Source organism: Yersinia entomophaga, from assembly GCF_001656035.1.
GTDB classification, from domain to species: Bacteria; Pseudomonadota; Gammaproteobacteria; order Enterobacterales; family Enterobacteriaceae; genus Yersinia; species Yersinia entomophaga.
The window spans coordinates 582,829-605,812 of record NZ_CP010029.1 but is presented as its reverse complement, the minus strand read 5'-3'; the positions used below and the strand labels follow the sequence as shown (position 1 = coordinate 605,812).

Below are 22,984 nucleotides of genomic sequence, written 5' to 3'. Positions count from 1 at the left end.
AGTTTCTACTTTTCCTCGTTGGCATGGGTTACCAGCCAACAGTTGTGGATCTGACGATTACGGGCAAAGTCTTCGGATTGCGTTTGAGCGGTGATTTCTTTTGCCACCAGCCCCAGGGCTTCAATCCCGGCCAAATCCATCTGGAAACCACGCTTATTGTTCGAGAACATAATGGTTCCCTTACGACGCAGTAACCGTTTAAGTTCTTTCATCAGCACCAGATGATCGCGCTGTACGTCAAACGTGGTCTCCATACGCTTGGAGTTTGAGAAGGTTGGCGGATCGATAAAAATCACGTCAAACTGCTCGTCGGTATTACTTAACCAAGACAGGCAATCTGCCTGAATCAATCGATGTTGCTGGCCGGTTAAACCGTTAACCCGCAGGTTTTTCTCCGCCCATTCCAGATAGGTACGGGACATATCGACCGTAGTCGTACTGCGCGCGCCACCTAAGCCGGCATGCACGCTGGCGGTACCGGTATAGGCAAACAGATTCAGGAAATCTTTACCTTGGCTCATTTTGCCCAGCATCTGGCGCGCCAGACGGTGATCGAGGAACAAACCGGTGTCCAGATAGTCAGTCAGGTTCACCCATAGCTTGGCGTTATACTCTTCCACCAGCAGGAACTCGCCTTTCTGCGCCAGTTTCTCGTACTGGCTTTTCCCTTTCTGACGTTCGCGGGTTTTCAATACCAATTGGTTAGACGGTAAATTCAGCACCGCCAGAGTGGCATTGATCACGTCGAACAGGCGCTGACGGGCTTTTTGCGGATCGACAGTTTTGGGCGGCGCATATTCCTGTACCACCACTTTACTGCCGTAGCGATCTACCGCCACGTTGTAATCCGGCAAATCTGCGTCATACAGACGGTAACATTCGATACCCTGCTGTTTCGCCCATTTATCCAGCTTTTTCACATTCTTGCGCAGACGGTTGGCATAATCTTCTGCCACCTGAACGCCGCTGGCGCCCTGCGGGTTAGCCGCCAGCTGATAGTTTTTCTGTACACAGTCCAGCGGGCCGTTTTTCGCTTTAAATTCACGCTCGGCACGCAATTGCAAGCAGCTCAACAGTTCTGGAGAGGCGCTGAACAGCGATAAACGCCAGCCGCCAAACGCCGTCTTCATGATACGGCCGAACATATTGTGCAAGGCGATCAGCGCTGGCTCACTTTCCAAACGCTCCCCGTACGGCGGGTTACTGATCACCGTCCCTACAGGACCTTCCGGCAGCGGGTTAACCAGTTTGCTGACGTCATTGGCATTCAGCGTAATCAATTCCGCTACACCGGCGCGGCGGGCGTTGGCACGCGCCATTTCAATAACCCGACGATCGATATCGGAGCCAAAGAAGCGGGACGTGGTTTCCTGTAGGCCACGGCGAGCACGCACCTGTGCTTCCGCCGTCAGTTCGCGCCACAACTCTTCGTTAAAACTATTCCAGGCAGTAAAGCCCCAATGGTGGCGATGCAGTCCCGGAGCACGATCCGAAGCCATCATCGCCGCTTCGATCAGCAAAGTGCCGGAACCACACATAGGGTCGACCATTGGCGTTCCTGCCTGCCAGCCAGAGCGCAGAATAATCGCTGCGGCCAAGTTTTCCTTTAACGGTGCCTGCCCGGTCAGATCGCGATAACCGCGCTGATGCAGGCCTTCGCCGCTCAAATCCAACGCCACGCTGGCGGTGTCACGTTGCAGGAACACATTCACCCGAATATCCGGCTGTTGCTTGGCAACCGTTGGGCGTTGATCGATCTTGCGAGTGAAGCTATCCACAATCGCATCTTTTACTTTCAATGCGCCGTACTGACTATTGCGGATTTCTTCATTCACGCCGCTAAAATGCACGGCAAAAGTTTTGTCCACGCCAAAGATCGACGGCCAGTCGATAGCTTGCACACCCAGATAAAGATCCAGATCGCTGTGAACCTTAAATTCATTCAGGGGCAGCAGAATGCGAGAAGCCAAACGACTCCACAGCAAACTTTGGTACATAAGCCGATCGTCACCCTGAAAATGTACCCCACCCTGCACTATTTTACAGTCGTGGGCACCCAGCGCTTCGAGTTCGCTTTTTAACAGTTCTTCCAGTCCACGCGCCGTGCTGGCAAACAAAGAGTTCATATCGCACTATCACCAAAAATAAAATTGTTGCGCATTATAGCTAATCCTGTCCGCTTGTCATAAAGTTGCTCCCTTCTAATTTCATACACGCATGGAGCACATGGTGATCACACTCTCTAAACTTTACATTCACCCGGTAAAATCCATGCGTGGATTACAGCTTTCCCATGCTCAGGTCGGCAGTAGCGGCCTGGCTTTTGACCGGGTATTCATGATCACCGAACCGGATGGCACTTTTATTACAGCTCGTAATAATCCGAAGATGGTGACTTTTACTCCGGCGCTGCTGGTTGACGGTTTATTTCTTACCGCGCCAGACGGCGAAAGCGCCAGTATCCGCTTTAATGATTTTTCCCCCACTGCGGCACCCACCGAAGTATGGGGAAATCATTTTACCGCTCTGATTGCCCCTGCGGAAATAAATGACTGGCTCAGCGGCTATTTCCAACGCGAAGTTCAATTACGCTGGCTTGGGCCGGAACTGACTCGTCGGGTGAAACGCCAGCCAGAAATTCCGCTTTCCTTCGCCGATGGCTATCCCTATTTGCTGATTAATGAAGCCTCTTTTGCCGAATTACAGCAACGATGCCCCGGCAGCATTAAGATTGAACAGTTTCGGCCGAATTTAGTCGTCACCGGCGCCAGCGCTTTTGCGGAAGATAGCTGGCAGGTGATTCGCGTCGGCGATGTGATTTTCGATCTGGTGAAACCATGCAGCCGCTGTATTTTGACCACCGTCAGCGTTGAGCGTGGAAAAAAGCATCCTACCGCCGAACCTTTAACTACACTACAGAAATTCCGAACTGCAGATAATGGCGATGTGGATTTTGGTCAGAATATGATTGCACGTAATAGCGGCATTATTCGCGTCGGCGATAATATTGAAGTTCTGGCGACCAAACCGCCCCGCCCTTATGGCGCTGGCGTCGTGGCGGAGGCTTTACCGATGGTGCAGGATAGTACTCGCGCCGTCACTATTGAATATAACGGTATTCGTTTTACTGGTAATAATCAGCAGGTATTACTGGAGCAACTGGAACAGCAAAGTATTCGCATTCCTTATTCATGTCGGGCTGGAATATGCGGTAGCTGCAAAGTGACATTGTTGCAGGGTGAAGTGGCACCGTTAAAACAAAGTGCTATTGCAGAAAATGGCGTTATTCTGGCGTGCAGCTGTGTGCCAAAAGGTGATATCTCACTGACGGGGAAATAGCCTCGAAAGAACAAACCGAAATTGGGCGGATGGCATTAATCTTATCAAGCAGTCATTATCAATCAGACCGCCCGGTCAAACGCCTGAATATCGGTATTTTCTATCACTAATGGCAATAAACGATCGTTCATAATTTTAATCGCATCGCCTAGTATCAAGGTTCTGCCCGCCAGCTGTAATTGAGGCTGAGCCAATAAACATAAGCTAGCGGAATCACCGGACTCAACCACTAATACTCTAACCTCTTCCCCGGTTTCCATCAGTTTCACTAACGCCAGGCTGCCATTTTCTGGCGTTAAAACTTTTGCCTGTTGCACAAAATACCAACTTTTCGGCATTAAAGGTTTCAGGAAACGGAATGCCACCAGCGCATTTAATACCAGTTCGGCACGATGTTCGTGGCTCAATTTAATTTGGCGACATTGATCTTCGAATTCAAAATAAAGAGCAGCATCGTCCACACAAAATGCGGATTCACTAAATGCATCTGGCGTTAACATTTTAGCAGGGAAGCGAGAACGAAATATCATACCATTGGCTAAATCCAGCATCAGCCGATCGTGTTCAGCATCAAAATACCAACGCCATTTATCGTCAGGTTTAATCCGCATATTTTATTCCTTCCCATCCCACTGCCAACATTTACCGCTCAATAATTGAGTTGTCCGGTTATCTAATCAAACTCAATTCATTTACATTTATCGATGTTTATTTAAACTAACGGATAAAATATAGACGAGCTGGGGGAATAAATAAACCCCCAGACGAAAATCAAGAGAAATAATTAGATATGAGTAACAATATCTTTAATCAAACCCGGCCCACGGAAGATAAAGCCGGAATAAATTTGGACCAGTGAAGCCCCTGCTGCCATTTTTTCTCTGGCTGCCATCAGAGAATCAATTCCGCCCACGCCAATAATAGGCAAACGTCCCTGCAATTCCTGCGACAAACGGCGAATCACTTCGGTGCTGCGAGATTGCAATGGGCGGCCACTTAATCCACCACTTTGTTCACAATAATTTAAACCTTGGATCAAAGAACGATCTAAAGTGGTATTAGTAGCAATAACGCCATCTATATTATGTTTTACCAGACTATCCGCAACCTGGATCAATTCTTCTTCAGTAAGATCCGGAGCGATCTTAACGGCGACTGGCACATATTTATGATGACGCTGATGCAGTTCCGCCTGCTTATTTTTAACGGCCGCCAGCAGATCGTCCAGCGCTTCCCCATACTGTAATGAACGTAGCCCTGGAGTATTTGGTGACGAAATATTAATCGCAATATAACCGGCGTACGGATAAACTTTATCCATGCAGATCAGATAATCATCTTTACCATTCTCTACCGGCGTACCTTTATTCTTACCGATATTAATCCCAAGAATTCCGCCAAAATGTGATTTTTTAACGTTATCGACCAGATTATCCACACCAAGGTTATTAAAGCCCATCCTATTGATCAGGCCTTCAGCTTCAAGGACGCGGAATAAGCGCGGTTTATCATTTCCCGGCTGCGGCAGCGGCGTTACCGTCCCCACTTCAATAAAGCCAAATCCCATTGCGCCCAAGGCATCAATGCAATCACCGTTTTTATCCAGACCCGCCGCTAAACCTACTGGGTTTTTAAATGACAGTCCCATACAGCTCACTGGCTTCGTCGGCACCGATTGACGCACTAAAAACTCCAGCGGCGTACCCGTAATACGTTTTAATTGACGGAAAGTGAGTTCATGAGCGCGCTCTGGATTGAACTGGAACAGTGCCTTTTTAACGATCGGATAAAACATGTGATCTCCTATGCTCCCGGTGACAAGCAAGTGACTGAGGAAAATGGAATGAAAACGCGAGTTCTTCAGCCTATTCTTCTATCGATAACGTTTTCTATCGGCAACGTTCGCCAGCGGCAAGCGGGACGAACTCTCCACCGAGTGGATAAACGCACGAATGGTAAATATATCCTTTCACAAAGTAAACGTTTGCTAAGTAAAGCCCTGAAAAGAATGCTACCGGAGGCTTATTTTGATCATCACTTGTTAATGTCGGGTGTATTTATTGGTCAGGAATGAGTAAAACCAACCGCGCCAAGGGTTCCTTTCATGCCTAAAAACAATGTCTCTCTTCAGGGTAATGTCGATTCAATGCCACCTAAGCTGACGATTTAGAGGTAATCATGCTAGCGAAGCTGGTGATAGATTAGATTCGCCAAGCTGTTACCTATAGCGGAAATACTGCTGAATAAAAGAATATGAAAAACAGTATAAGTAGAAAATAATCCATTACAGATAAAGTGAGTCTTTTTTTTCTTTCATTGTTCTGTTAGGAATTGCTCTATTAGGTTTATGGATGATTCTCTATGTTTTAAATAAAGAAATATTCCCGTATCTGTCACACCCCGTTTTCGCGTCGTTATATCGCCTTGCCAACTATATGGTTGCGGATTCACTTATATGTATTATGATAATATCTGCATATATATTGATGACAGGAAAGAGTAACGTCATAGAATTTAAAACATATGCTTTTATTGGCCTACATGACGATATTTCTTCTTGCACTCGTGACTATTTTTCATTTTCACCTCACCACAACTTTGTCTACTCAAGGGTATGGGACATATTGGAAATCGAGACCAAACAGGCCAATGATATTTGTCAAAAACGCTAAAGACTTAACAGAATGGGTACACTGACCTTGAGAAAACCTGGCATTTCTCGGCATTGGCGTTTATGCATTTTCCTATTGAGAAAATACGTTATAAATCAGTGGTTTTTATTTTACCATAAGCCATGACCTGATATGCCAGCCGCATGATATTCGCAAATAATATCTTAATATTGAACGGATGTAAGCTCTTCTGGCTGCGATGCCCATGACTCAAGCTATTCGGATAATTAACGTTTAGGCCTGTTAGTATCGCATCCCTCCACTCTATGCTAGCCTACTTTTCTTGAGCGCCGTTTGGCGATGTGCGTTAGAAATCAAACTTAAGATGAAATAATTCATTTTATGCTATGCGAAAACTAGTAAACAAATATCTCATTTTCATGACCAATTTGGTTGCTTATGTTCTATGGAGTCTTGCGTCAAACAACCTGAAGATATTAACCCCTGCGCAGTTCCATTTATCGTCAAGAAAATATTATTTGCCATATTTAAGTCTATTATGAAGGTTAATTCAATTCCATTATTTAAAAATATGGCCACTATTCCGCATCAGAATAACAGAAACTTAAACACGTTTCGGCATTTCAAATGAGTAGTAATATATTCTATCTTTAAATTAAATTGAGCACAGGCAAGAAAAACAAGATCAACTCAGCGCTGTAAATAAAAACGGTGTATGAAATAAGTAGGTAGTATCACTGTAGAATCGGCAAAATTCATCATCAGGTTCAAGAAATAAACATCCTTGCTTTGACGGGAGTTTAACTCCCGTCAATCGCTGATTATCGCATTACGCTGCCAGCGCCTTGGTGATTTTTTCGAATAAATCGCCAGACAGATTTTCCAGTCCTTTGAGCTGTTCCAACGCCTGACGCATCTTGGCCTGACGTTCGGCGTCATAACGTTTTAATCGAATTAATGGCTCGATTAAACGTGAGGCGACTTGAGGGTTACGAGTGTTCAGATCGCTTAAGATCTCAACCAGGAACTGATAACCGCTGCCGTCTTTAGCGTGGAATGCCGCCGGATTAGCTGAAGCAAACGCCCCGATCAGCGCGCGGGTGCGGTTCGGGTTGCTCAGGCTAAAGGACGGATGCTTCAGCAACGCGCGAACCCGTTCCAGAACGTCATCGGCTGGGCTGGATGCCTGCAAGGCAAACCATTTATCCATCACCAAACCATCGTGATTCCAGTGTACATCGAAGGCTTCCAACAGCTCATCACGGCACGGCAACTGCGCCGCAACCGCCGCAGACAGCGCTGCCAGCGAATCAGTCATATTATCAGCCTGATGATATTGGGCAGAAACCAGCTTGTTAGCAAACTCGGCGTCAGCAAACGCTAAATAAGCCAGACAGGTATTTTTCAACGCACGTTTAGCAATATCTGCATGCTCAACCCGATATTCCGGCGTCTGATTAGCCAGATATACTGCCAATAGTTCGTCGGCTAATTCTTGCGCCAGACAACGAGTAATCGCTTCGTGAACCGCCCCGATCGCTTCTGGGTCAATAGTCGTCAACAACTCGGCAATTTCGTTCTCTGAAGGCAAAGTCAGAATTTGCGCAGCTAACGCCGGATCCAGCTGCTCATCCAACAATACCGCGCGGAAGGCATCTGCCACATGTAGAGGCAAGGAAAGCGGTTGTTTTTGCTGATATTTCGCTACGTTCAGCTTGAAATAGGTCGCTAGCAAGGTCTGCGCCGCATCCCAACGAGAAAACTCATTGCGCGCACGCTGCATCAGGAAAGTTAACTGTTGATCGCTATACGGATAATCCAGTTTCACTGGCGCAGAGAACTCCCGCAGCAGCGAAGGCGTTGGCTTGCAAGGCACTTGATCAAAGGTAAAGGTTTCTTCGGATTTGGTCACATTCAGCACATGATGAACCGGCAAACCGTTTCGCTGAAGTGGAATGACTTCGCCTTTGCTATCGTAAAGCTCAATATCGAACGGAATATGTAGAGGTAACTTCTCGGCCTGATCGGCAGTCGGCAAGGTTTTCTGACTAATATGCAGGTGATATTGATGTTTTTCCGCATCATAGTCATCGCGTACCGTTACTAACGGCGTACCGGATTGGCTATACCAGCGACGGAATAGCGAAAGATCGACATTGGACGCATCCTCCATCGCCTGCACAAAATCATCACAGGTGGCAGCACTGCCGTCATGGCGCTCGAAATACAGCTGCATTCCGGCCTGGAACTGAGCTTCGCCTAATAATGTATGCATCATGCGGATCACTTCCGATCCTTTCTCATACACCGTCAGGGTATAGAAGTTATTCATCTCGATAACTTTATCCGGACGAATAGCATGAGCCATTGGGCTGGCATCTTCCGCAAACTGCGCGGCTCGCATCACACGAACATTATCAATACGGTTTACTGGACGAGAACCCAAATCGGAGCTGAATTCCTGATCGCGGAAAACCGTCAGCCCTTCTTTCAAGCTGAGCTGGAACCAGTCGCGACAAGTCACGCGGTTGCCGGTCCAGTTATGGAAATATTCGTGGCCAATAACCGCTTCGATATTAAGATAATCTTTATCAGTAGCCGTTTCTGCTTTAGCCAGAACGTATTTGGAGTTGAAGACATTTAGCCCTTTATTCTCCATCGCGCCCATATTGAAGAAATCAACGGCAACGATCATATAAATATCGAGATCGTATTCCAGACCGAAACGAGTTTCGTCCCATTTCATGGAATTTTTCAGGGAAATCATAGCCCAATCGGCGCGATCCAAATTGCCGCGATCGACGAACAATTCTAACGCCACTTCCCGACCTGAACGGGTAATAAAGGTGTCTCTTAATACATCAAAATCACCTGCCACCAGAGCAAACAAATAGCTTGGTTTCGGGAACGGATCTTCCCATTTAACCCAATGACGGCCATCAGCCAATTCGCCCTGTTCCAGACGATTGCCATTGGATAACAGATAAGGATAGCGAGCTTTATCTGCCACAATAGTCGTGGTAAAACGCGCTAATACATCTGGACGATCCAGATAATAAGTAATATGGCGGAAACCTTCGGCTTCACATTGAGTGCACAGCGCTTCGCCGGAAAGATAAAGCCCTTCAAGAGCCGTATTGGTCGCCGGGTGAATGTCATTAACGATGGTTAAAGTAAACTGCTCCGGTAATTCTTCGATAACCAGAGTTTTGTCCTGTAGACGGTAGTGAGGCCACGGCTGACCATCTACACTGACGCTTAATAACGTCAGGTCTTCGCCATTCAAGATCAGTGGGGCACCTGCGGTTCCCTGACGTTTTACTTTACTGACTGCCGTTACCGTCGTTTTCTGCGCGTCCAACTCGAAATTTAAATCAATATCGGTAATGGTGTAATCCGGCGCACGATAATCGTGACGGTATTTGGCTTGCGGCTGTTGTGTCATAAAAACCCTTTTGACGTCATCAGTGAATATGATTACCCGGTCTGGTGTTTTTGTACTCAGATGGCGGAATCTCTGTACTACAGAGACTTTCCATCCAGACTCAGAGTGAATTTAAATGTATCACAGCTGTAAAAAAAACCCAGTTGAGAACCTGAAGGATTTCTATGAACAACAGGTATCGCAGGGATAACTACGATGACCCCAACTGGTCAAGGTGATAGCCGTCAGGTAATTGAAAACCAAATACTCTGTTTATTTTATTGTCTGGCTATTACTCAGCATAACACTCGTTGCCGTTGGTGTTTTTTGTTGCGGAATATGTGTCGGCTCCAAGGTATGTGGACAAAATGAACTAGAATAGAAATAGAGTGTAAAAATACGACTGACAGTATCAGAAATATCTCTCGTTAAGTTTAATCTCAGAGTGGTATCATTCACGCAATAGCTCATCACCAACAAGCTGATTCGAATGGATATGACGGAGTAAGTGGTGTAATGCACAACGAAGGCTGATCGGGAACAATACGGCTATGAGAGTAAAATATCTTATTTATTTTTTCACACTTTCATTAATGCTATTTTTCTCTGTATTCGTTTACACCAACATATCTCGCAATAGCGCCATCGCAGAAAACAATAAATTAAACCTGTATAAAATTGAGCGATTACAAGAATTTACCGAGGCATTTCAGGCCGTATTGCACATGCATCGCTTAAAAAAAATCAGTTTAATCAAAACCGATATAAACCAGGAAGAAATCAATCAGGCAGTAATAACTGCCACTAAGAAAATAGCGATATTTAAAAAAAATGCCAATTCAATTATGGTTGAAAAACTGGGAGCCACTTATAAATACCTGGTAATTTCTTCGGTTCAACTGATGGATAAATTAATAGCCAATGATTTGCGTGCAAGTTCAGGAATGCCTTTGGTCAATAGTTATCTCTATGACCTGAATAATGCATTTTATATCTCTGAGGTCAAACAGAAATACTCGCTTTATACTATCGACAACCGTCTGATAAAATCTGAATCATATATCTTCCTAGAAGCCATCAGAATAAATAGCCGTTTGGTTATGACCCTTACCGATTTAGTCGATCAGATCGTTGATATCAATTTAGCCAAAGTTCAGCGACCAGAGCCCTATCTTAAAGCGATCCAACTTACCGGCGTGCTCTACTCGCTGCAACCTCGTTTCGGTTTTATCGAAAAAACATACAGACTCAATCAGATGAGTCACGTAGTCAACGATTTACAAGGCAAGATATCGCTGCAAAACAGCGAAAAAATCGCCAATGATTTATATCTCTCTATGACCAAAAACGAAAAGTACAATGTCAGAGATATTTATGAGTATGTAAATTATATTGACTCAATTTCCCAAAGATTTAATAGCCAAGTATTTGAAAAAGAAATAAAATCACTCAAAAGTAACATCCTAAAAAGTAACATAAGAGTAGAGAGTACCCTTTCCATCGGAATGTTATTAGCTCTATTTATTATCGTCCCATGCCTGATATTTTGCGTTAATATCAATAAATGGTTATCTGAAACTACAACGAATATCAAAAAGCTCTCTCAGGGAAATATGAATATTGAGAATCAGGGGGTTTATCTGAGTCAGGATCTTATTGCTATTACCGACGCAATTAAAGATCTGCGCCGTTATCAGTTAGATAAAGTCCTTCTTGAATCTGAAAAACAAAACCTGATTGGTGAGCTGGAAAAAGCGTCCTTTATTGATCCGCTGACCAATATTTATAATCGTCGAAAACTGTTTAACCTGTGTGAAGCCATGCCTGCCGCTAGTTATCCGATGGCTTTCGCTTTGATCGATATCGATAACTTCAAGTCACTTAATGACACCTACGGCCATGATGTAGGTGATAAGGTGCTGATTGAATTCAGTAAGCTCCTGATATCCCATTTCCGCTCCACCGATATCTTTTCACGCTACGGCGGAGAAGAGTTCGCCATTGTATTAAGTAACTGTACGCCGGAGGACGCAATTCGAATCATGAATAACCTACGGTTAAAAGTGAAACAACTGACGCTGAAATTAGAAGATGGCACCACGGTTATGTTCCGTATCAGCTGCGGCATTGCCATGCTAAACAACTACTCAGAAATGAAAAGGGCTATTAAGCAAGCGGATGAAGCCTTGTATTATTGCAAAGGCAATGGCAAAGATCGGGTCAGTTTTTATACCGCAAACGGTTTTATTTAGCCTAATAACAGAACAACCACGCCGTTTTTATTGTGGTTTTCCCACACAATTAATTCCTTATAAAAATAACTGTAATAAAATTTATCTGAATAGCGCAGTTTCTGACGATAAATCAACCAGGTATTTTGTTTCTGTTAAGAATAAAAAATGACAAATAATAACCCTACATTTCGGGTGACCAATAAATAACCCCTGCATCTAAGTCACGAAAATATTTAGCTTATTTTATTTTCCATAGACTAAAAGGCCGACGAGTAAAGTTGATGGCACGTTTAACTCTAGATCTTGTTACGCCATTTATGGTGTTATGAGGGTTCAATCACAGGATAATACCGGTATACTCCTGCAACTTTATTGATTATGCCGAATCTGGAAAATGCTCCTACGAGGATGCTGTAACGCGCCATGACTCAAGACGCCTCTCCGATTTTGACTTCATTGCTTGATACGGATGCTTACAAGCTTCATATGCAACAAGCAGTGTTTCATCGTTATCGCCATATTACCGTTGCTGCGGAATTCCGCTGCCGCGGTGACGAATTGCTGGGCGACTATGTGGATGAAATTCGTCGTCAGATCGCTCTTATGAGTGAACTGGCGTTAACCAAGGACGAATTCGCCTATCTGTCCGGCCTCCCCTTCTTCAAATCCGATTATCTGAATTGGTTACGAGATTTTCGGTTCAACCCGCAGCAGGTCACCGTATCCGCCCGCGAGGGGAAACTGGATATTCGAATTTCCGGTCTGTGGTGTGAAGTTATTATGTGGGAAGTACCATTGCTGGCGGTTATCAGCGAAGTGGTGCATCGCCACCGCTCGCCGCAGATCGTCCCGCAGATGGCTATCGAGAAACTCCGCGCCAAGCTGTTACAATTCAATCAATTAAGCGGTGATGTGGATATCTCCCGTTTCAAATTGATGGATTTCGGCACCCGTCGCCGTTTCTCCGGTGAAGTGCAGCAGGCGGTTGTCAGCACCTTACAAGCAGAGTTTCCTTATTTGGTTGGCACCAGCAATTACGATCTGGCTCGCCGATTATCTCTGACGCCGGTGGGCACTCAAGCACACGAATGGTTCCAGGCTCATCAGCAAATCAGCCCCGAGCTGGCGAGCAGTCAGCGCGTTGCCTTACAAGCCTGGCTGGATGAATATCCGGATCAACTGGGGATTGCTCTAACCGATTGCATTACCATGGATGCTTTCCTGCGCGATTTCGATCTGCCTTTTGCCTCTCGCTATCAGGGTTTACGCCATGACTCCGGGGATCCGGTAGAATGGGGTGAAAAAGCCATTGCTCACTTTATCAAGCTGGGAATTGACCCAATGAGCAAAACGCTGGTGTTTTCCGATAATCTTGATCTGGAGAAGGCGCTGTATTTATATCGCCATTTCTATCAGCGGATCAATCTGGTCTTTGGTATTGGCACCCGCCTGACCTGTGATATTCCGGGTGTCAAACCGCTAAATATCGTGATTAAGCTGGTGGAATGCAATGGAAAGCCCGTGGCCAAATTGTCAGACAGCCCTGGAAAAACCATTTGCCAGGATCCAGCCTTCGTTGATGAACTGCGTGAAGCCTTTGATTTGCCTTTAGTACAAAAGGCTAGCTAACCGCAGGGTGCCGGGTGAGTCTCCCTCATCCGGCCTATTTCACTCTCCCTCCTTTATATAGCATCAGATACAGAGCCACGATCTTCGCCATCCGCCGATTTATTTATCTTAACCGCAGAAATCTTGCACTAATCCGATGATTTCCTCTTGTGTCCTGCACTGCCGCAAGTAACATAGCAACATCCCCATATTTTGGGTTTTAATTTATTTCTGAACCAAAACTTATAAAGAGAGAAATCTATGAGCGTAGTGCCTGTAGTCGACGTACTGCAAGGCCGTGCTGCGGTTGACAGTGAAGTCACCGTACGCGGTTGGGTGCGTACCCGGAGAGATTCTAAAGCTGGCATCTCCTTCGTCGCCGTTTATGACGGTTCCTGCTTTGATCCGTTACAGGCCGTCGTTAATAATACTCTGCCGAATTATCAGGACGAAGTGCTGCATCTGACCACCGGTTGCTCGGTTGAAGTGACCGGCACCGTCGTTGCCTCTCCGGGTGAAGGCCAGAGTTTCGAAATTCAGGCGACCAGCGTGAAGGTTGTCGGCTGGGTGGACGATCCGGATACCTATCCGATGGCGGCCAAGCGCCACAGCATCGAATACCTGCGCGAAGTCGCTCACTTACGCCCACGTACCAACCTGATTGGTGCCGTTGCGCGCGTTCGCCACACTTTGGCGCAGGCGATTCACCGTTTCTTCCATGAAAACGGTTATTTCTGGGTTTCTACTCCGCTGATTACCGCATCCGATACCGAAGGCGCAGGCGAAATGTTCCGCGTATCGACTTTGGATCTGGAAAACCTGCCGCGTACTGACGAAGGCAAAATCGATTTCAGCGAAGATTTCTTCGGTAAAGAAGCCTTCCTGACCGTATCGGGTCAGCTAAACGGTGAAACCTACGCCTGTGCGTTATCCAAGGTTTACACCTTCGGCCCGACTTTCCGCGCGGAAAACTCCAACACCAGCCGCCACCTGGCTGAATTCTGGATGATTGAGCCGGAAGTCGCTTTCGCCTCTTTAGATGATGTTGCAGCTCTGGCTGAAAAAATGCTTAAGTACGTCTTCCAGGCCGTTCTGGACGAGCGAGCTGACGATTTGGCCTTCTTTGCTCAGCGTGTAGATAAAGATGCGATCGATCGTCTGCAACGTTTCGTAAGCTCCGACTTTGCGCAGGTAGATTACACCGACGCAATTGAAATCCTGCTCGCATCTGGCCAGACCTTCGAAAACGAAGTGTCGTGGGGTATCGATCTGTCATCCGAGCACGAACGCTATCTGGCTGAGAAACACTTCAAAGCGCCGGTAGTGGTTAAAAACTACCCGAAAGACATCAAAGCTTTCTATATGCGTATGAACGAAGATGGTAAAACCGTAGCCGCGATGGACGTATTAGCGCCGGGTATTGGGGAAATCATCGGGGGTTCACAGCGTGAAGAACGTCTGGATGTTCTGGACCAACGTTTGCAAGAAATGGGCCTGAATAAAGAAGATTACTGGTGGTATCGTGATCTTCGTCGCTACGGCACCGTGCCACATTCTGGTTTTGGTCTTGGATTTGAGCGTTTGATCGCCTATGTGACCGGCGTACAAAACGTCCGTGACGTGATCCCGTTCCCACGTACCCCCAGAAACGCCAGCTTCTAAATTAATCATTTCCAATTGATTTCTGTTAGTTGTCTAAAAAAAAGCCAGCTTATGCTGGCTTTTGTCATTTTTTAAAGTTTGATATTAGTCACAAAGTTCCCTTTATTTTACATTTAGTAACACTTTGTCTTTTAATGAAACAGTTTTTGTCAATTAGTAGCATTTTCGGTGTGGATTAACCGGTCTGTGAATGGAACACTGCGTCTCAGACACAGACGACACCAAACTCTCAACAATAGTTCCAAAAAAATTATTGGCGGCAGTGGCAGGTGTCCGAATAACACCAATGAGGGTAATAATAATGATGAAGCGCAATATTCTTGCAGTAGTAATCCCTGCTCTGTTGGCTGCTGGTGCAGCAAATGCGGCAGAAATCTACAATAAAGACGGCAATAAACTGGATCTGTACGGTAAAGTTGATGCCCGCCATCAGTTCTCCGATAACGCAGGCGAAGATGGCGACGAAACTTACGTTCGTCTCGGCTTCAAAGGCGAAACCCAAATTACTGACCAACTGACCGGTTTCGGCCAGTGGGAATACAACATTCAGGCTAACCACGCCGAATCTCAGGGCGACAAAGGCAACAAAACCCGTCTGGGCTTTGCTGGTCTGAAAGTTGGTGACTACGGTTCATTCGACTACGGTCGTAACTACGGCGTACTCTATGACGTGAGCTCAGCGACCGATGTGCTGCCAGTATTCGGCGGCGACTCTATCGCTAAGACTGACAACTTCATGAATGCCCGTTCTACCGGTCTGGCGACTTACCGTAACAATGACTTCTTCGGTCTGGTTGATGGCCTGAACTTCGCTCTGCAATACCAAGGCAAAAACGAAGAAGGCCGTAACGACGTTAAAGTTGAAAACGGTGACGGCTTCGGTATCTCTTCTACCTATGATATCGGTTACGGCGTAAGCTTCGGTGCAGCTTATGCTTCTTCTAATCGTACTGATACCCAGAAACGCTTCACCACTGCTGAAGGCGACAAAGCTCAGTCATGGAACGTAGGTGCTAAATACGACGCAAACAACGTATACCTGGCTGCAATGTATGCTGAAACGCTGAACACCACGCCATACGGTTCAGCTAGCAACACTATCGCTAACAAAACTCAGAACATCGAAATCGTTGCGCAATACCAGTTCGATTTCGGTCTGCGTCCTTCCCTGGCCTACGTCCAGTCTAAAGGTAAGGATCTGAACAGCGTTTACGGTAATGACCAAGACCTGTTGAAATATGCTTCTGTTGCTACTTACTTCTACTTCAACAAAAACATGTCTACCTACGTTGATTACAAAATCAACATGCTGGACAAAAATGACTTCACCGTTGCTAACGGCATCAACACTGATGACGTAGTGGGTGTTGGCTTGGTTTACCAGTTCTAAGTTGTCCGACTTAATGCCAACTCGGTTGGTGTAAGTAAAAAAGGCAGGGCTTCGGCTCTGCCTTTTGCTTTCTGTATTTTACTTTTAAACCCTGACTCACATTGTGCATAATCTGCTACTTCCTGAGTAATTCTGACGATTTTTCACCCGTAATCACCCCGCCTCACAAGATTGATCTCTTTTTCTCGCAAACGGTTGGCAAAGCCCTGAACTGGCGCTACCCTGATGATTCTGTCCGCTTAACTCTAAGCCATGGAAGCATCTGACATGTTTGAAAAAATCACTGCTGCACCTGCCGATCCTATTCTGGGTCTGACCGATATTTTCCGCGCCGATGACCGCCCAAATAAAATCAATCTGGGTATTGGTGTTTATAAAGATGAAACCGGTAAAACGCCGGTGCTGACCAGCGTGAAAAAAGCTGAACAGTATTTGCTGGAAAACGAAACAACAAAAAACTATCTGGGTATAGACGGCCTGCCGGTCTTCGCCAGCTGCACTCAGGCATTGCTGTTCGGTAAACAAAGCCCAATCGTAACGGAAAAACGTGCGCGCACTGCGCAGACTCCGGGCGGCACTGGCGCATTGCGTATCGCAGCCGACTTTATTGCTCACCAAACTTCAGCTAAACGCGTTTGGGTCAGTAACCCAAGCTGGCCAAACCATAAGAATGTATTCTCCGCTGCCGGTCTGGAAGTGGTTGAATATAATTATTATGACGCAGCCAACCACGCGCTGGACTTTGATGGCCTGCTGAAAAGCCTGTCAGAAGCCCAAGCCGGTGACATAGTGCTGTTTCACGGCTGCTGCCATAACCCGACCGGTATCGATCCAACCGACGAACAGTGGGCTAAACTTGCCGAACTGTCTGTGGCTAAAGGCTGGCTGCCGCTGTTCGACTTCGCCTATCAGGGTTTTGCTCGTGGTCTGGAAGAAGACGCTCAGGGCCTGCGTATTTTCGCCGCTAGCCATAAAGAACTGATCGTTTGCAGCTCTTACTCTAAAAACTTTGGCCTGTACAACGAACGCGTCGGCGCCTGCACCATCGTTGCGGCAGACAGCGATATCGCGGAGAAATCCTTCAGCCAGGTCAAAGCGGTTATCCGCGCTAACTACTCTAACCCACCGGCTCACGGCGCCTCAGTCGTTGCTACCATTCTGAGTAATGACGCGCTGCGTGCTATCTGGGAACAAGAGCTGACCGATATGCGTCAACGTATCCATCGGATGCGCCAACTGTTTGTTAATACCCTGCAAGAGAAAGGGGCAAAACAGGACTTCAGTTTCATCATTAACCAGAACGGCATGTTCTCGTTCAGTGGTTTGACCAAAGAACAGGTGCTGCGTCTGCGTAATGAGTTTGGCGTGTATGCGGTGAATTCAGGTCGTGTTAACGTGGCAGGCATGACACCAGACAACATGGCTCCACTGTGTGAAGCCATCGTCGCGGTACTCTGATTCAATTTTCAGTGGATTGCGGTTAAAGGGTGCCTTAGGCACCCTTTTTAGGTTTTAGCTCCGACGCCGCTTCTTCGAAGGTCGCCTGATTGATATTTTTTTCGATAAACTCAGCCATAGGCATTGGCCGGCCAAATAGATAACCCTGTAGATAGTCAACATTACACGCTTGCAGATAACGCGCCTGCGTTTCGTTTTCCACCCCTTCCGCTATCGTCATCAACCCCATTTTCGTTGCCAGATCGATGACATTCTCCACGATGATGCTGGATAACGCATCAGAACCGATCATTCCAACGAAGCTCTGGTCAATTTTCAGGAAGTCTACTTTGAATTTTTGCAGATACACCAGACTAGAGTGGCCGGTACCAAAGTCATCTATGGCAATAAATACGCCTAAGGCATGCAGTTCAGCGAACAAACGATCGGTAATTTCATCGGCAACAATCAATTTCCGCTCGGTCAGTTCCAGCGTAATATTGATAGGCTTTTCTGCAAAGGCGGCAATAAATGCGCGGCAGTCATCTACCAGACTTAAATCACGACAATGGTCGGCACTGATATTGAAACCAAAATGGAAATCATCCGGTAGCTGGCTGGCATAAGGAGCAAACATACTGCTGACCTGCTGCATAATAGAGCGTGTCATCGGCACAATTAATCCGCTATCTTCTGCCAGAGGAATAAAACGGTCTGGCTGAATCATGCCATGAGTTGGGTTATGCCAACGCATTAGCACTTCGCAACCGATACAGTGCTCCCCTTTCCCAGTCACTACCGGTTGCAGGTAAGGCACGAACTCCCCGTTTTCCAACGCAAGATTGAGTATCTGCATCGGCGAAGAGGATTTTCCGCACAAACGGAATACCAGAAACGCGGAAATAAAACCTAACAGAGGGAAAAATATTAAGCTGCCGGTGGCATATTGCCAGGCATAGGCTAGATACTGGCCATGAGTCAGGGTAGTTGAGATGGAATACGCATATTTTTCCGAAGCAAGAGTCAACGGCATGTTTTTATGCAATGGGTTACCTGCATGGGTATTTCCCGCGGCATCCATCCAACGATCGCCGATAATCAATCTGAGCTGTATATCCCCGCTCAGCAGGTTAAGAATATTATGTAAGTAATAACCATCAATGCCAACCAGGGTGCTGTAGTCCCCGGCCACCTGTCGGTATATCACAACCGGTCGTGAAGGCGTCACTTTATTTCCCGACATCAGGTATAGCTGACCATCAACGTAAGCCGATGAATTGACGTAATCGTCATAAGGGCCATAAAGGGAAGTGCAATAAATCTGGTTGCCCCGTCGAGTTAAATTTACCGAGCGGACGTCGGGAATTGTAGCCACCTGATCGCGTAAATTTTGAACTACCTGTAAGCAAGGTTGCCCTAGGCTGCCCTGTACCCGAGTCGCGGCAAGATGAGCATTATCAAAAATACGGTCAATCATTTGCCGAGCATGCTTTAACTTAGTTTCGGCGTCTGAGTGCATATTATTAACTGTCTGCACATAAATAACGCCAGCACCAAATAGGATAAACAGCAGCAACACCAAAAAGGATAGTCCCAATCGGGGCAACAACTTTCTTAAACTGGAACGACGAAATGGCATAGTAAATTCCATGAAACGACTATAAAGCTGCTATAAGAAAAAATGATTGTTATTTATTTCCTCTACGGTAAAGCTGGCTAATAAATTAATCTTCGAGGTTAGCCCAACATCATTCGAGACCATACTACTGTTAGTATTGTTCGCTGCGGATATTACACAAATTTATTTATCGTTTCTTGAGGAAAATACTCGGGTTTACCTTATTCGATCAAAACACATTTAAAAAGGCGCCAATCGGCGCCTTTAGAACATCTACTGCAGGGTAGAACCATTTACCAAATGGCCGGTTCGTCGATAATAAACGGATTGCTCTGCCGTTCATGGCCAAGGGTAGACATCGGGCCGTGACCGGGAATAAACGCCATATCATCACCCAAAGGCAGTAGCTTCTGTTTGATGGAGTCGATCAACTGCTGATGATCGCCGCGTGGGAAATCACTACGACCAACGCCGCCTTTGAAAATCACATCGCCGGTTAAGGCTAACCTCGCCTGCGGGTTGATAAAGACAATGTGCCCCGGGGTATGCCCCGGACAATGAAGCACCGATAACCGCATTTCGCCCACATTTATCTCATCACCTTCTTCCAACCAACGCGTTGGCTCAAACGACTGACACTCCCCCAGACCGAACATACGGCTCTGTGCTGGCAAGCCTTCCAACCAAAAACGATCTTCTTTTTCCGGCCCGATGATAGGCACCTGATAGAATTCGGCCAGTTCTGCCGCCGCGCCAACGTGATCTAAATGGCCGTGAGTTAACAGGATCTGCGTGACCGTGACGCCCAAACGACGCACTTCAGCAATGATTTTTTCGGCGTCGCCACCGGGATCGACCAAAGCAGCCTGCAATGTTGCATCACACCAAATCAAAGTACAATTTTGGCTGAACGCCGTTACCGGAATAATATGATATTTCATAAGGCTCCAACTCCAGTGGCCTAACCGATAAAGCTATCCCACTGGCTGAATATTGCTGATCACCAGGTCCGCGCCGGCCCGGTATCAATATGCACAAAGTTACTACGTGGGTAATATCCTACACCACCTGCACGCATTTTTAATGCCGCTTTACGGATATTACTTAGCTGAATACCTTCGATATGGAAATCCATCGCTTTACCCAAGGTGTGGAAGCTATGTTTGGCGACGCCTCGGCTATGTTCACGCATTTCATTATTGGTATTTAGCGAACGGTAGCCAGAAATAAGCTGTACCGGCTTGGTGGTACCAAGCAGACCTTGTAAGCGGTAGAGTTGATCAAACAGGCGTGGGTCAATGGGCTTAACTTTGTTGGCACGATAATCGCGGAAAATATGATTTAAGCGACTCAATTCTTCTTTATTGTAACCTTTGCCGTCAAAAAATTCGGCTTTGATAGACTCACCTGTATTCAGGTTATTTAAGGTCAAGATCCGTGGGCGGGGAGTAGAAAGGGTCGCGAATGCGTGCCCTGGTAACAGCGAAAGGCCCAGCGCTGTCCCGCCTAAGGTTAGCCACTTGCGGCGATGATTGTCGATTTTATCCATGATCGTTTCTACCCGGCAATAATGTCAAAAGTAAGCGCAAAACGCACCGCCCCGAACCATAACCGCCCGCGGAAAACCAGTCAACCCGCGTGAGGCGAAGGTTCCTAGGCGCTCGCAAAAATGAGCGCCTGTCAGACAACCAAGTATTCAGACCATTAGTTATTGAGTTTTACTGCATTTATTGTATTAAAAGCTCTGCTTGTGGTGTGATTTGTGCACCCGATCTCACCGTTTTATCATAATTGTAAATATCTGTGCGGAATTGAGGTTTACCATCGTCCGCAACCCACGCCGTCAGATAATACAGTTGCACCGGAATACGCTGACGAATATTCACGTAAGTGGTATCCCCTTGTTTTAACGTGGATGATATCCGCGCATTGTTCCAACCCGCATCCTGCAACAGCATATTGGCCAGATCGGAGGCCTTGTTCACGCGCACACAGCCGGAGCTTAATGCCCGAATATCTTTCTGGAACAGGCCGTGGTTCGGTGTGTCATGCAGATAAATGGCATCAGAACTTGGCATATTGAATTTATAACGCCCCAGGGAGTTAGACGCTCCTGGCGCCTGACGCAGGCGGTACGGGAAGTTATTCGGCGAGATCGTGCTCCAATCAATCATTGAAGGAACGATAACTTCCGCATCATTGCTCCAGCCAGATAACACCGTATAGCCGTGACGCTGGAAATAACTGGAATCATTGCGCGCTTTCGGCACGATATCCTGACGCACCAGTGAGGTTGGCACGTTCCACGGCGGATTGACCACCACATTATTTAGCGCGCTACTCATCAGCGGCGTTTTACGGCTAGGTCGGCCGACAATCACGCGTGACGACAATACTTCAGTACCATTCTGGTAGTAACTCAGCGAATAGTTCGGGATATTCACCATGATGCCCGTGTCGATCTGCCCCGGGAGAATACGCAGCCGCTGAATATTCAACGCCAGCAGACTGGCTCGCATTTGCGGAGAAACGTTGAGCCATTCGCGGGTTCTCGGACCAATCACGCCATCATCGGTTAGACCTTGCCATTGCTGGAAGCGTTTTACCGCCGCGACCAGATCTTCGGTGTATTGATTGTCGGTCACGCTCAGCGCACTGCCGGAATGTTTAGCTACCGGAGTCTGCGGAGAAGTGACCATTTCAGAGATCGGGGCCGCCGCCGGGCTAACTACCAGCGAATGAGCCTGCGCACGAGTTTTTTCTTCATCGACGGATAAATCGTCGTTAACTGCGGCGACCGCAGGATTATCCATCGGAATCACTTCCGGCGACTTAACCGGAGCGGCTGGAGCGGCGTTTAGCATGCCACTGCGATCCAGTATTTCTCGCAGCGCAGGAATATCATCGCTAAGCTGACCAGGGCGCAACGTCGCCGCGCCGGTAAACTGCGGCCAAGGACGATTGTCGGCCAGCATGGTTTTCAGCGCCTGATGCATCTTTTCATACTGCGGATGCTGTGGTACCAAAGTCGAAAGGTAGGCGGCAGTATTGCCTTCGCGTATGGCTTGCTGCCAACGGTTCAGTATCGTGGCAGGCGGCATGGCCATTTTGTAAGGGACGTTGCTATAGAGCCAAACGCTGCCGTTGGCGCCAACGCCTGACACAAAGTGCAGGTAGCCCAACATTGCGTCTGACAGAATCACATCTCGCGCCATTCCTTTGACTTCCGGGTCGCTCAACCATTTTACCCATTGCATAAACTGCGGCTGAATGCCGGACATCGCTAGTTCAGCTAATTGCTGCTGAAATCTCTTTACCGCCAGACGATCCTGCCACATCGGCCGCATCTGGTTAGACGCATATAGCTCCGCCAGATTGGAAGCGTAATAAGGCGTGATATTTTTTGGCAGCACGGCCAGCAGTTTAGAGCGGCTCTGCGCTACCGACATGGTTCCTGTCTCCACGGGCAAAGCCGCAGAGTCGACGGGCAAAGTCGGTGCAGTGGCTGAAGCGCTGAACATAGGTATCTGGCTACAGATAAGTGCGCAATATAGGGCTAATGGCCGTAGTGAATTTCTCTTTTCTAGCGACATTCTATGCCCCCGGTATGCTCATCTAAGTACGTCATAGTTTGTCGTG

General features: G+C 47.0%; 15 protein-coding genes. 7 read left to right on the top strand and 8 right to left on the bottom strand.

Going from position 1 to position 22,984, the window contains the following annotated elements:
- Window positions 1-5: 5 nt before the first annotated feature.
- Window positions 6-2,126, bottom strand: a complete 2,121-nt coding sequence (gene rlmKL, locus PL78_RS02805; protein ID WP_064512939.1) for a bifunctional 23S rRNA (guanine(2069)-N(7))-methyltransferase RlmK/23S rRNA (guanine(2445)-N(2))-methyltransferase RlmL — start codon at window positions 2,124-2,126, stop codon at window positions 6-8.
- A 100-nt stretch (window positions 2,127-2,226) separates the two neighbouring features.
- Here rlmKL and PL78_RS02800 point away from each other — a divergent pair, with 100 nt between their 5' ends.
- Window positions 2,227-3,339: a YcbX family protein gene (locus PL78_RS02800; RefSeq protein ID WP_120806112.1), complete on the top strand. Its 1,113-nt coding sequence runs from the start codon at window positions 2,227-2,229 to the stop codon at window positions 3,337-3,339.
- 62 nt (window positions 3,340-3,401) lie between these two features.
- On the opposite strand, the gene PL78_RS02795 is transcribed toward PL78_RS02800, so the two are convergent.
- The gene (locus PL78_RS02795) at window positions 3,402-3,950 is read right to left on the bottom strand and encodes a cell division protein ZapC (RefSeq protein ID WP_064512937.1); all 549 of its coding nucleotides are present in this window, start codon (window positions 3,948-3,950) and stop codon (window positions 3,402-3,404) included.
- A 173-nt stretch (window positions 3,951-4,123) separates the two neighbouring features.
- Window positions 4,124-5,134: a quinone-dependent dihydroorotate dehydrogenase gene (pyrD, locus tag PL78_RS02790; RefSeq protein ID WP_064512935.1), complete on the bottom strand. Its 1,011-nt coding sequence runs from the start codon at window positions 5,132-5,134 to the stop codon at window positions 4,124-4,126.
- 48 nt (window positions 5,135-5,182) lie between these two features.
- On the opposite strand from pyrD, the gene PL78_RS02785 reads away from it, so the two are divergent.
- Window positions 5,183-5,413, top strand: coding sequence for a hypothetical protein (locus PL78_RS02785; protein ID WP_128821787.1), 231 nt, complete (start codon window positions 5,183-5,185; stop codon window positions 5,411-5,413).
- Between the two features lie 1,388 nt (window positions 5,414-6,801).
- Here the strand turns inward: PL78_RS02785 and pepN are convergent.
- Window positions 6,802-9,417 (bottom strand): aminopeptidase N, encoded by a 2,616-nt coding sequence (gene pepN, locus PL78_RS02780; protein ID WP_064512931.1) that lies wholly within the window; start codon window positions 9,415-9,417, stop codon window positions 6,802-6,804.
- A gap of 530 nt (window positions 9,418-9,947) precedes the next feature.
- Here pepN and PL78_RS02775 point away from each other — a divergent pair.
- The 5 genes from PL78_RS02775 to PL78_RS02755 all read left to right on the top strand — a co-directional run bounded on the left by PL78_RS02775 (window position 9,948) and on the right by PL78_RS02755 (window position 17,748).
- Entirely contained in the window at window positions 9,948-11,648 is a 1,701-nt protein-coding gene (locus PL78_RS02775; protein WP_064512929.1) for a GGDEF domain-containing protein, read from the top strand.
- 405 nt (window positions 11,649-12,053) lie between these two features.
- The gene (pncB, locus tag PL78_RS02770) at window positions 12,054-13,259 is read left to right on the top strand and encodes a nicotinate phosphoribosyltransferase (RefSeq protein WP_064512927.1); all 1,206 of its coding nucleotides are present in this window, start codon (window positions 12,054-12,056) and stop codon (window positions 13,257-13,259) included.
- 240 nt (window positions 13,260-13,499) lie between these two features.
- Window positions 13,500-14,900 (top strand): asparagine--tRNA ligase, encoded by a 1,401-nt coding sequence (asnS, locus tag PL78_RS02765; RefSeq protein WP_064512925.1) that lies wholly within the window; start codon window positions 13,500-13,502, stop codon window positions 14,898-14,900.
- A gap of 304 nt (window positions 14,901-15,204) precedes the next feature.
- Entirely contained in the window at window positions 15,205-16,290 is a 1,086-nt protein-coding gene (gene ompF / locus PL78_RS02760; protein ID WP_162493043.1) for a porin OmpF, read from the top strand.
- Between the two features lie 267 nt (window positions 16,291-16,557).
- Window positions 16,558-17,748: an amino acid aminotransferase gene (locus tag PL78_RS02755; RefSeq protein ID WP_064512921.1), complete on the top strand. Its 1,191-nt coding sequence runs from the start codon at window positions 16,558-16,560 to the stop codon at window positions 17,746-17,748.
- A 34-nt stretch (window positions 17,749-17,782) separates the two neighbouring features.
- Here PL78_RS02755 and PL78_RS02750 read toward each other — a convergent pair whose 3' ends face one another.
- The 4 genes from PL78_RS02750 to ldtD form a co-directional block, all read right to left on the bottom strand.
- A complete protein-coding gene (locus PL78_RS02750) occupies window positions 17,783-19,366 on the bottom strand; it encodes an EAL domain-containing protein (protein ID WP_084414269.1) in 1,584 nt (527 codons plus the stop codon).
- A 272-nt stretch (window positions 19,367-19,638) separates the two neighbouring features.
- Window positions 19,639-20,286, bottom strand: coding sequence for an MBL fold metallo-hydrolase (locus tag PL78_RS02745; RefSeq protein ID WP_064512919.1), 648 nt, complete (start codon window positions 20,284-20,286; stop codon window positions 19,639-19,641).
- 59 nt (window positions 20,287-20,345) lie between these two features.
- The gene (gene mepK, locus PL78_RS02740; RefSeq protein WP_064512917.1) at window positions 20,346-20,894 is read right to left on the bottom strand and encodes a peptidoglycan L,D-endopeptidase MepK; all 549 of its coding nucleotides are present in this window, start codon (window positions 20,892-20,894) and stop codon (window positions 20,346-20,348) included.
- A gap of 178 nt (window positions 20,895-21,072) precedes the next feature.
- A complete protein-coding gene (gene ldtD / locus PL78_RS02735) occupies window positions 21,073-22,938 on the bottom strand; it encodes a L,D-transpeptidase (protein ID WP_064512915.1) in 1,866 nt (621 codons plus the stop codon).
- Window positions 22,939-22,984 lie beyond the last annotated feature (46 nt).

What these genes read in the sequence shown, in the direction of transcription:
- rlmKL (WP_064512939.1), bottom strand. Translation starts at nt 2,126, where the DNA reads ATGAACTCTTTGTTTGCCAGCACGGCGCGTGGACTGGAAGAACTGTTA.
- PL78_RS02800 (WP_120806112.1), top strand. Translation starts at nt 2,227, where the DNA reads ATGGTGATCACACTCTCTAAACTTTACATTCACCCGGTAAAATCCATG.
- PL78_RS02795 (WP_064512937.1), bottom strand. Translation starts at nt 3,950, where the DNA reads ATGCGGATTAAACCTGACGATAAATGGCGTTGGTATTTTGATGCTGAA.
- pyrD (WP_064512935.1), bottom strand. Translation starts at nt 5,134, where the DNA reads ATGTTTTATCCGATCGTTAAAAAGGCACTGTTCCAGTTCAATCCAGAG.
- PL78_RS02785 (WP_128821787.1), top strand. Translation starts at nt 5,183, where the DNA reads ATGAAAACGCGAGTTCTTCAGCCTATTCTTCTATCGATAACGTTTTCT.
- pepN (WP_064512931.1), bottom strand. Translation starts at nt 9,417, where the DNA reads ATGACACAACAGCCGCAAGCCAAATACCGTCACGATTATCGTGCGCCG.
- PL78_RS02775 (WP_064512929.1), top strand. Translation starts at nt 9,948, where the DNA reads ATGAGAGTAAAATATCTTATTTATTTTTTCACACTTTCATTAATGCTA.
- pncB (WP_064512927.1), top strand. Translation starts at nt 12,054, where the DNA reads ATGACTCAAGACGCCTCTCCGATTTTGACTTCATTGCTTGATACGGAT.
- asnS (WP_064512925.1), top strand. Translation starts at nt 13,500, where the DNA reads ATGAGCGTAGTGCCTGTAGTCGACGTACTGCAAGGCCGTGCTGCGGTT.
- ompF (WP_162493043.1), top strand. Translation starts at nt 15,205, where the DNA reads ATGAAGCGCAATATTCTTGCAGTAGTAATCCCTGCTCTGTTGGCTGCT.
- PL78_RS02755 (WP_064512921.1), top strand. Translation starts at nt 16,558, where the DNA reads ATGTTTGAAAAAATCACTGCTGCACCTGCCGATCCTATTCTGGGTCTG.
- PL78_RS02750 (WP_084414269.1), bottom strand. Translation starts at nt 19,366, where the DNA reads ATGCCATTTCGTCGTTCCAGTTTAAGAAAGTTGTTGCCCCGATTGGGA.
- PL78_RS02745 (WP_064512919.1), bottom strand. Translation starts at nt 20,286, where the DNA reads ATGAAATATCATATTATTCCGGTAACGGCGTTCAGCCAAAATTGTACT.
- mepK (WP_064512917.1), bottom strand. Translation starts at nt 20,894, where the DNA reads ATGGATAAAATCGACAATCATCGCCGCAAGTGGCTAACCTTAGGCGGG.
- ldtD (WP_064512915.1), bottom strand. Translation starts at nt 22,938, where the DNA reads ATGTCGCTAGAAAAGAGAAATTCACTACGGCCATTAGCCCTATATTGC.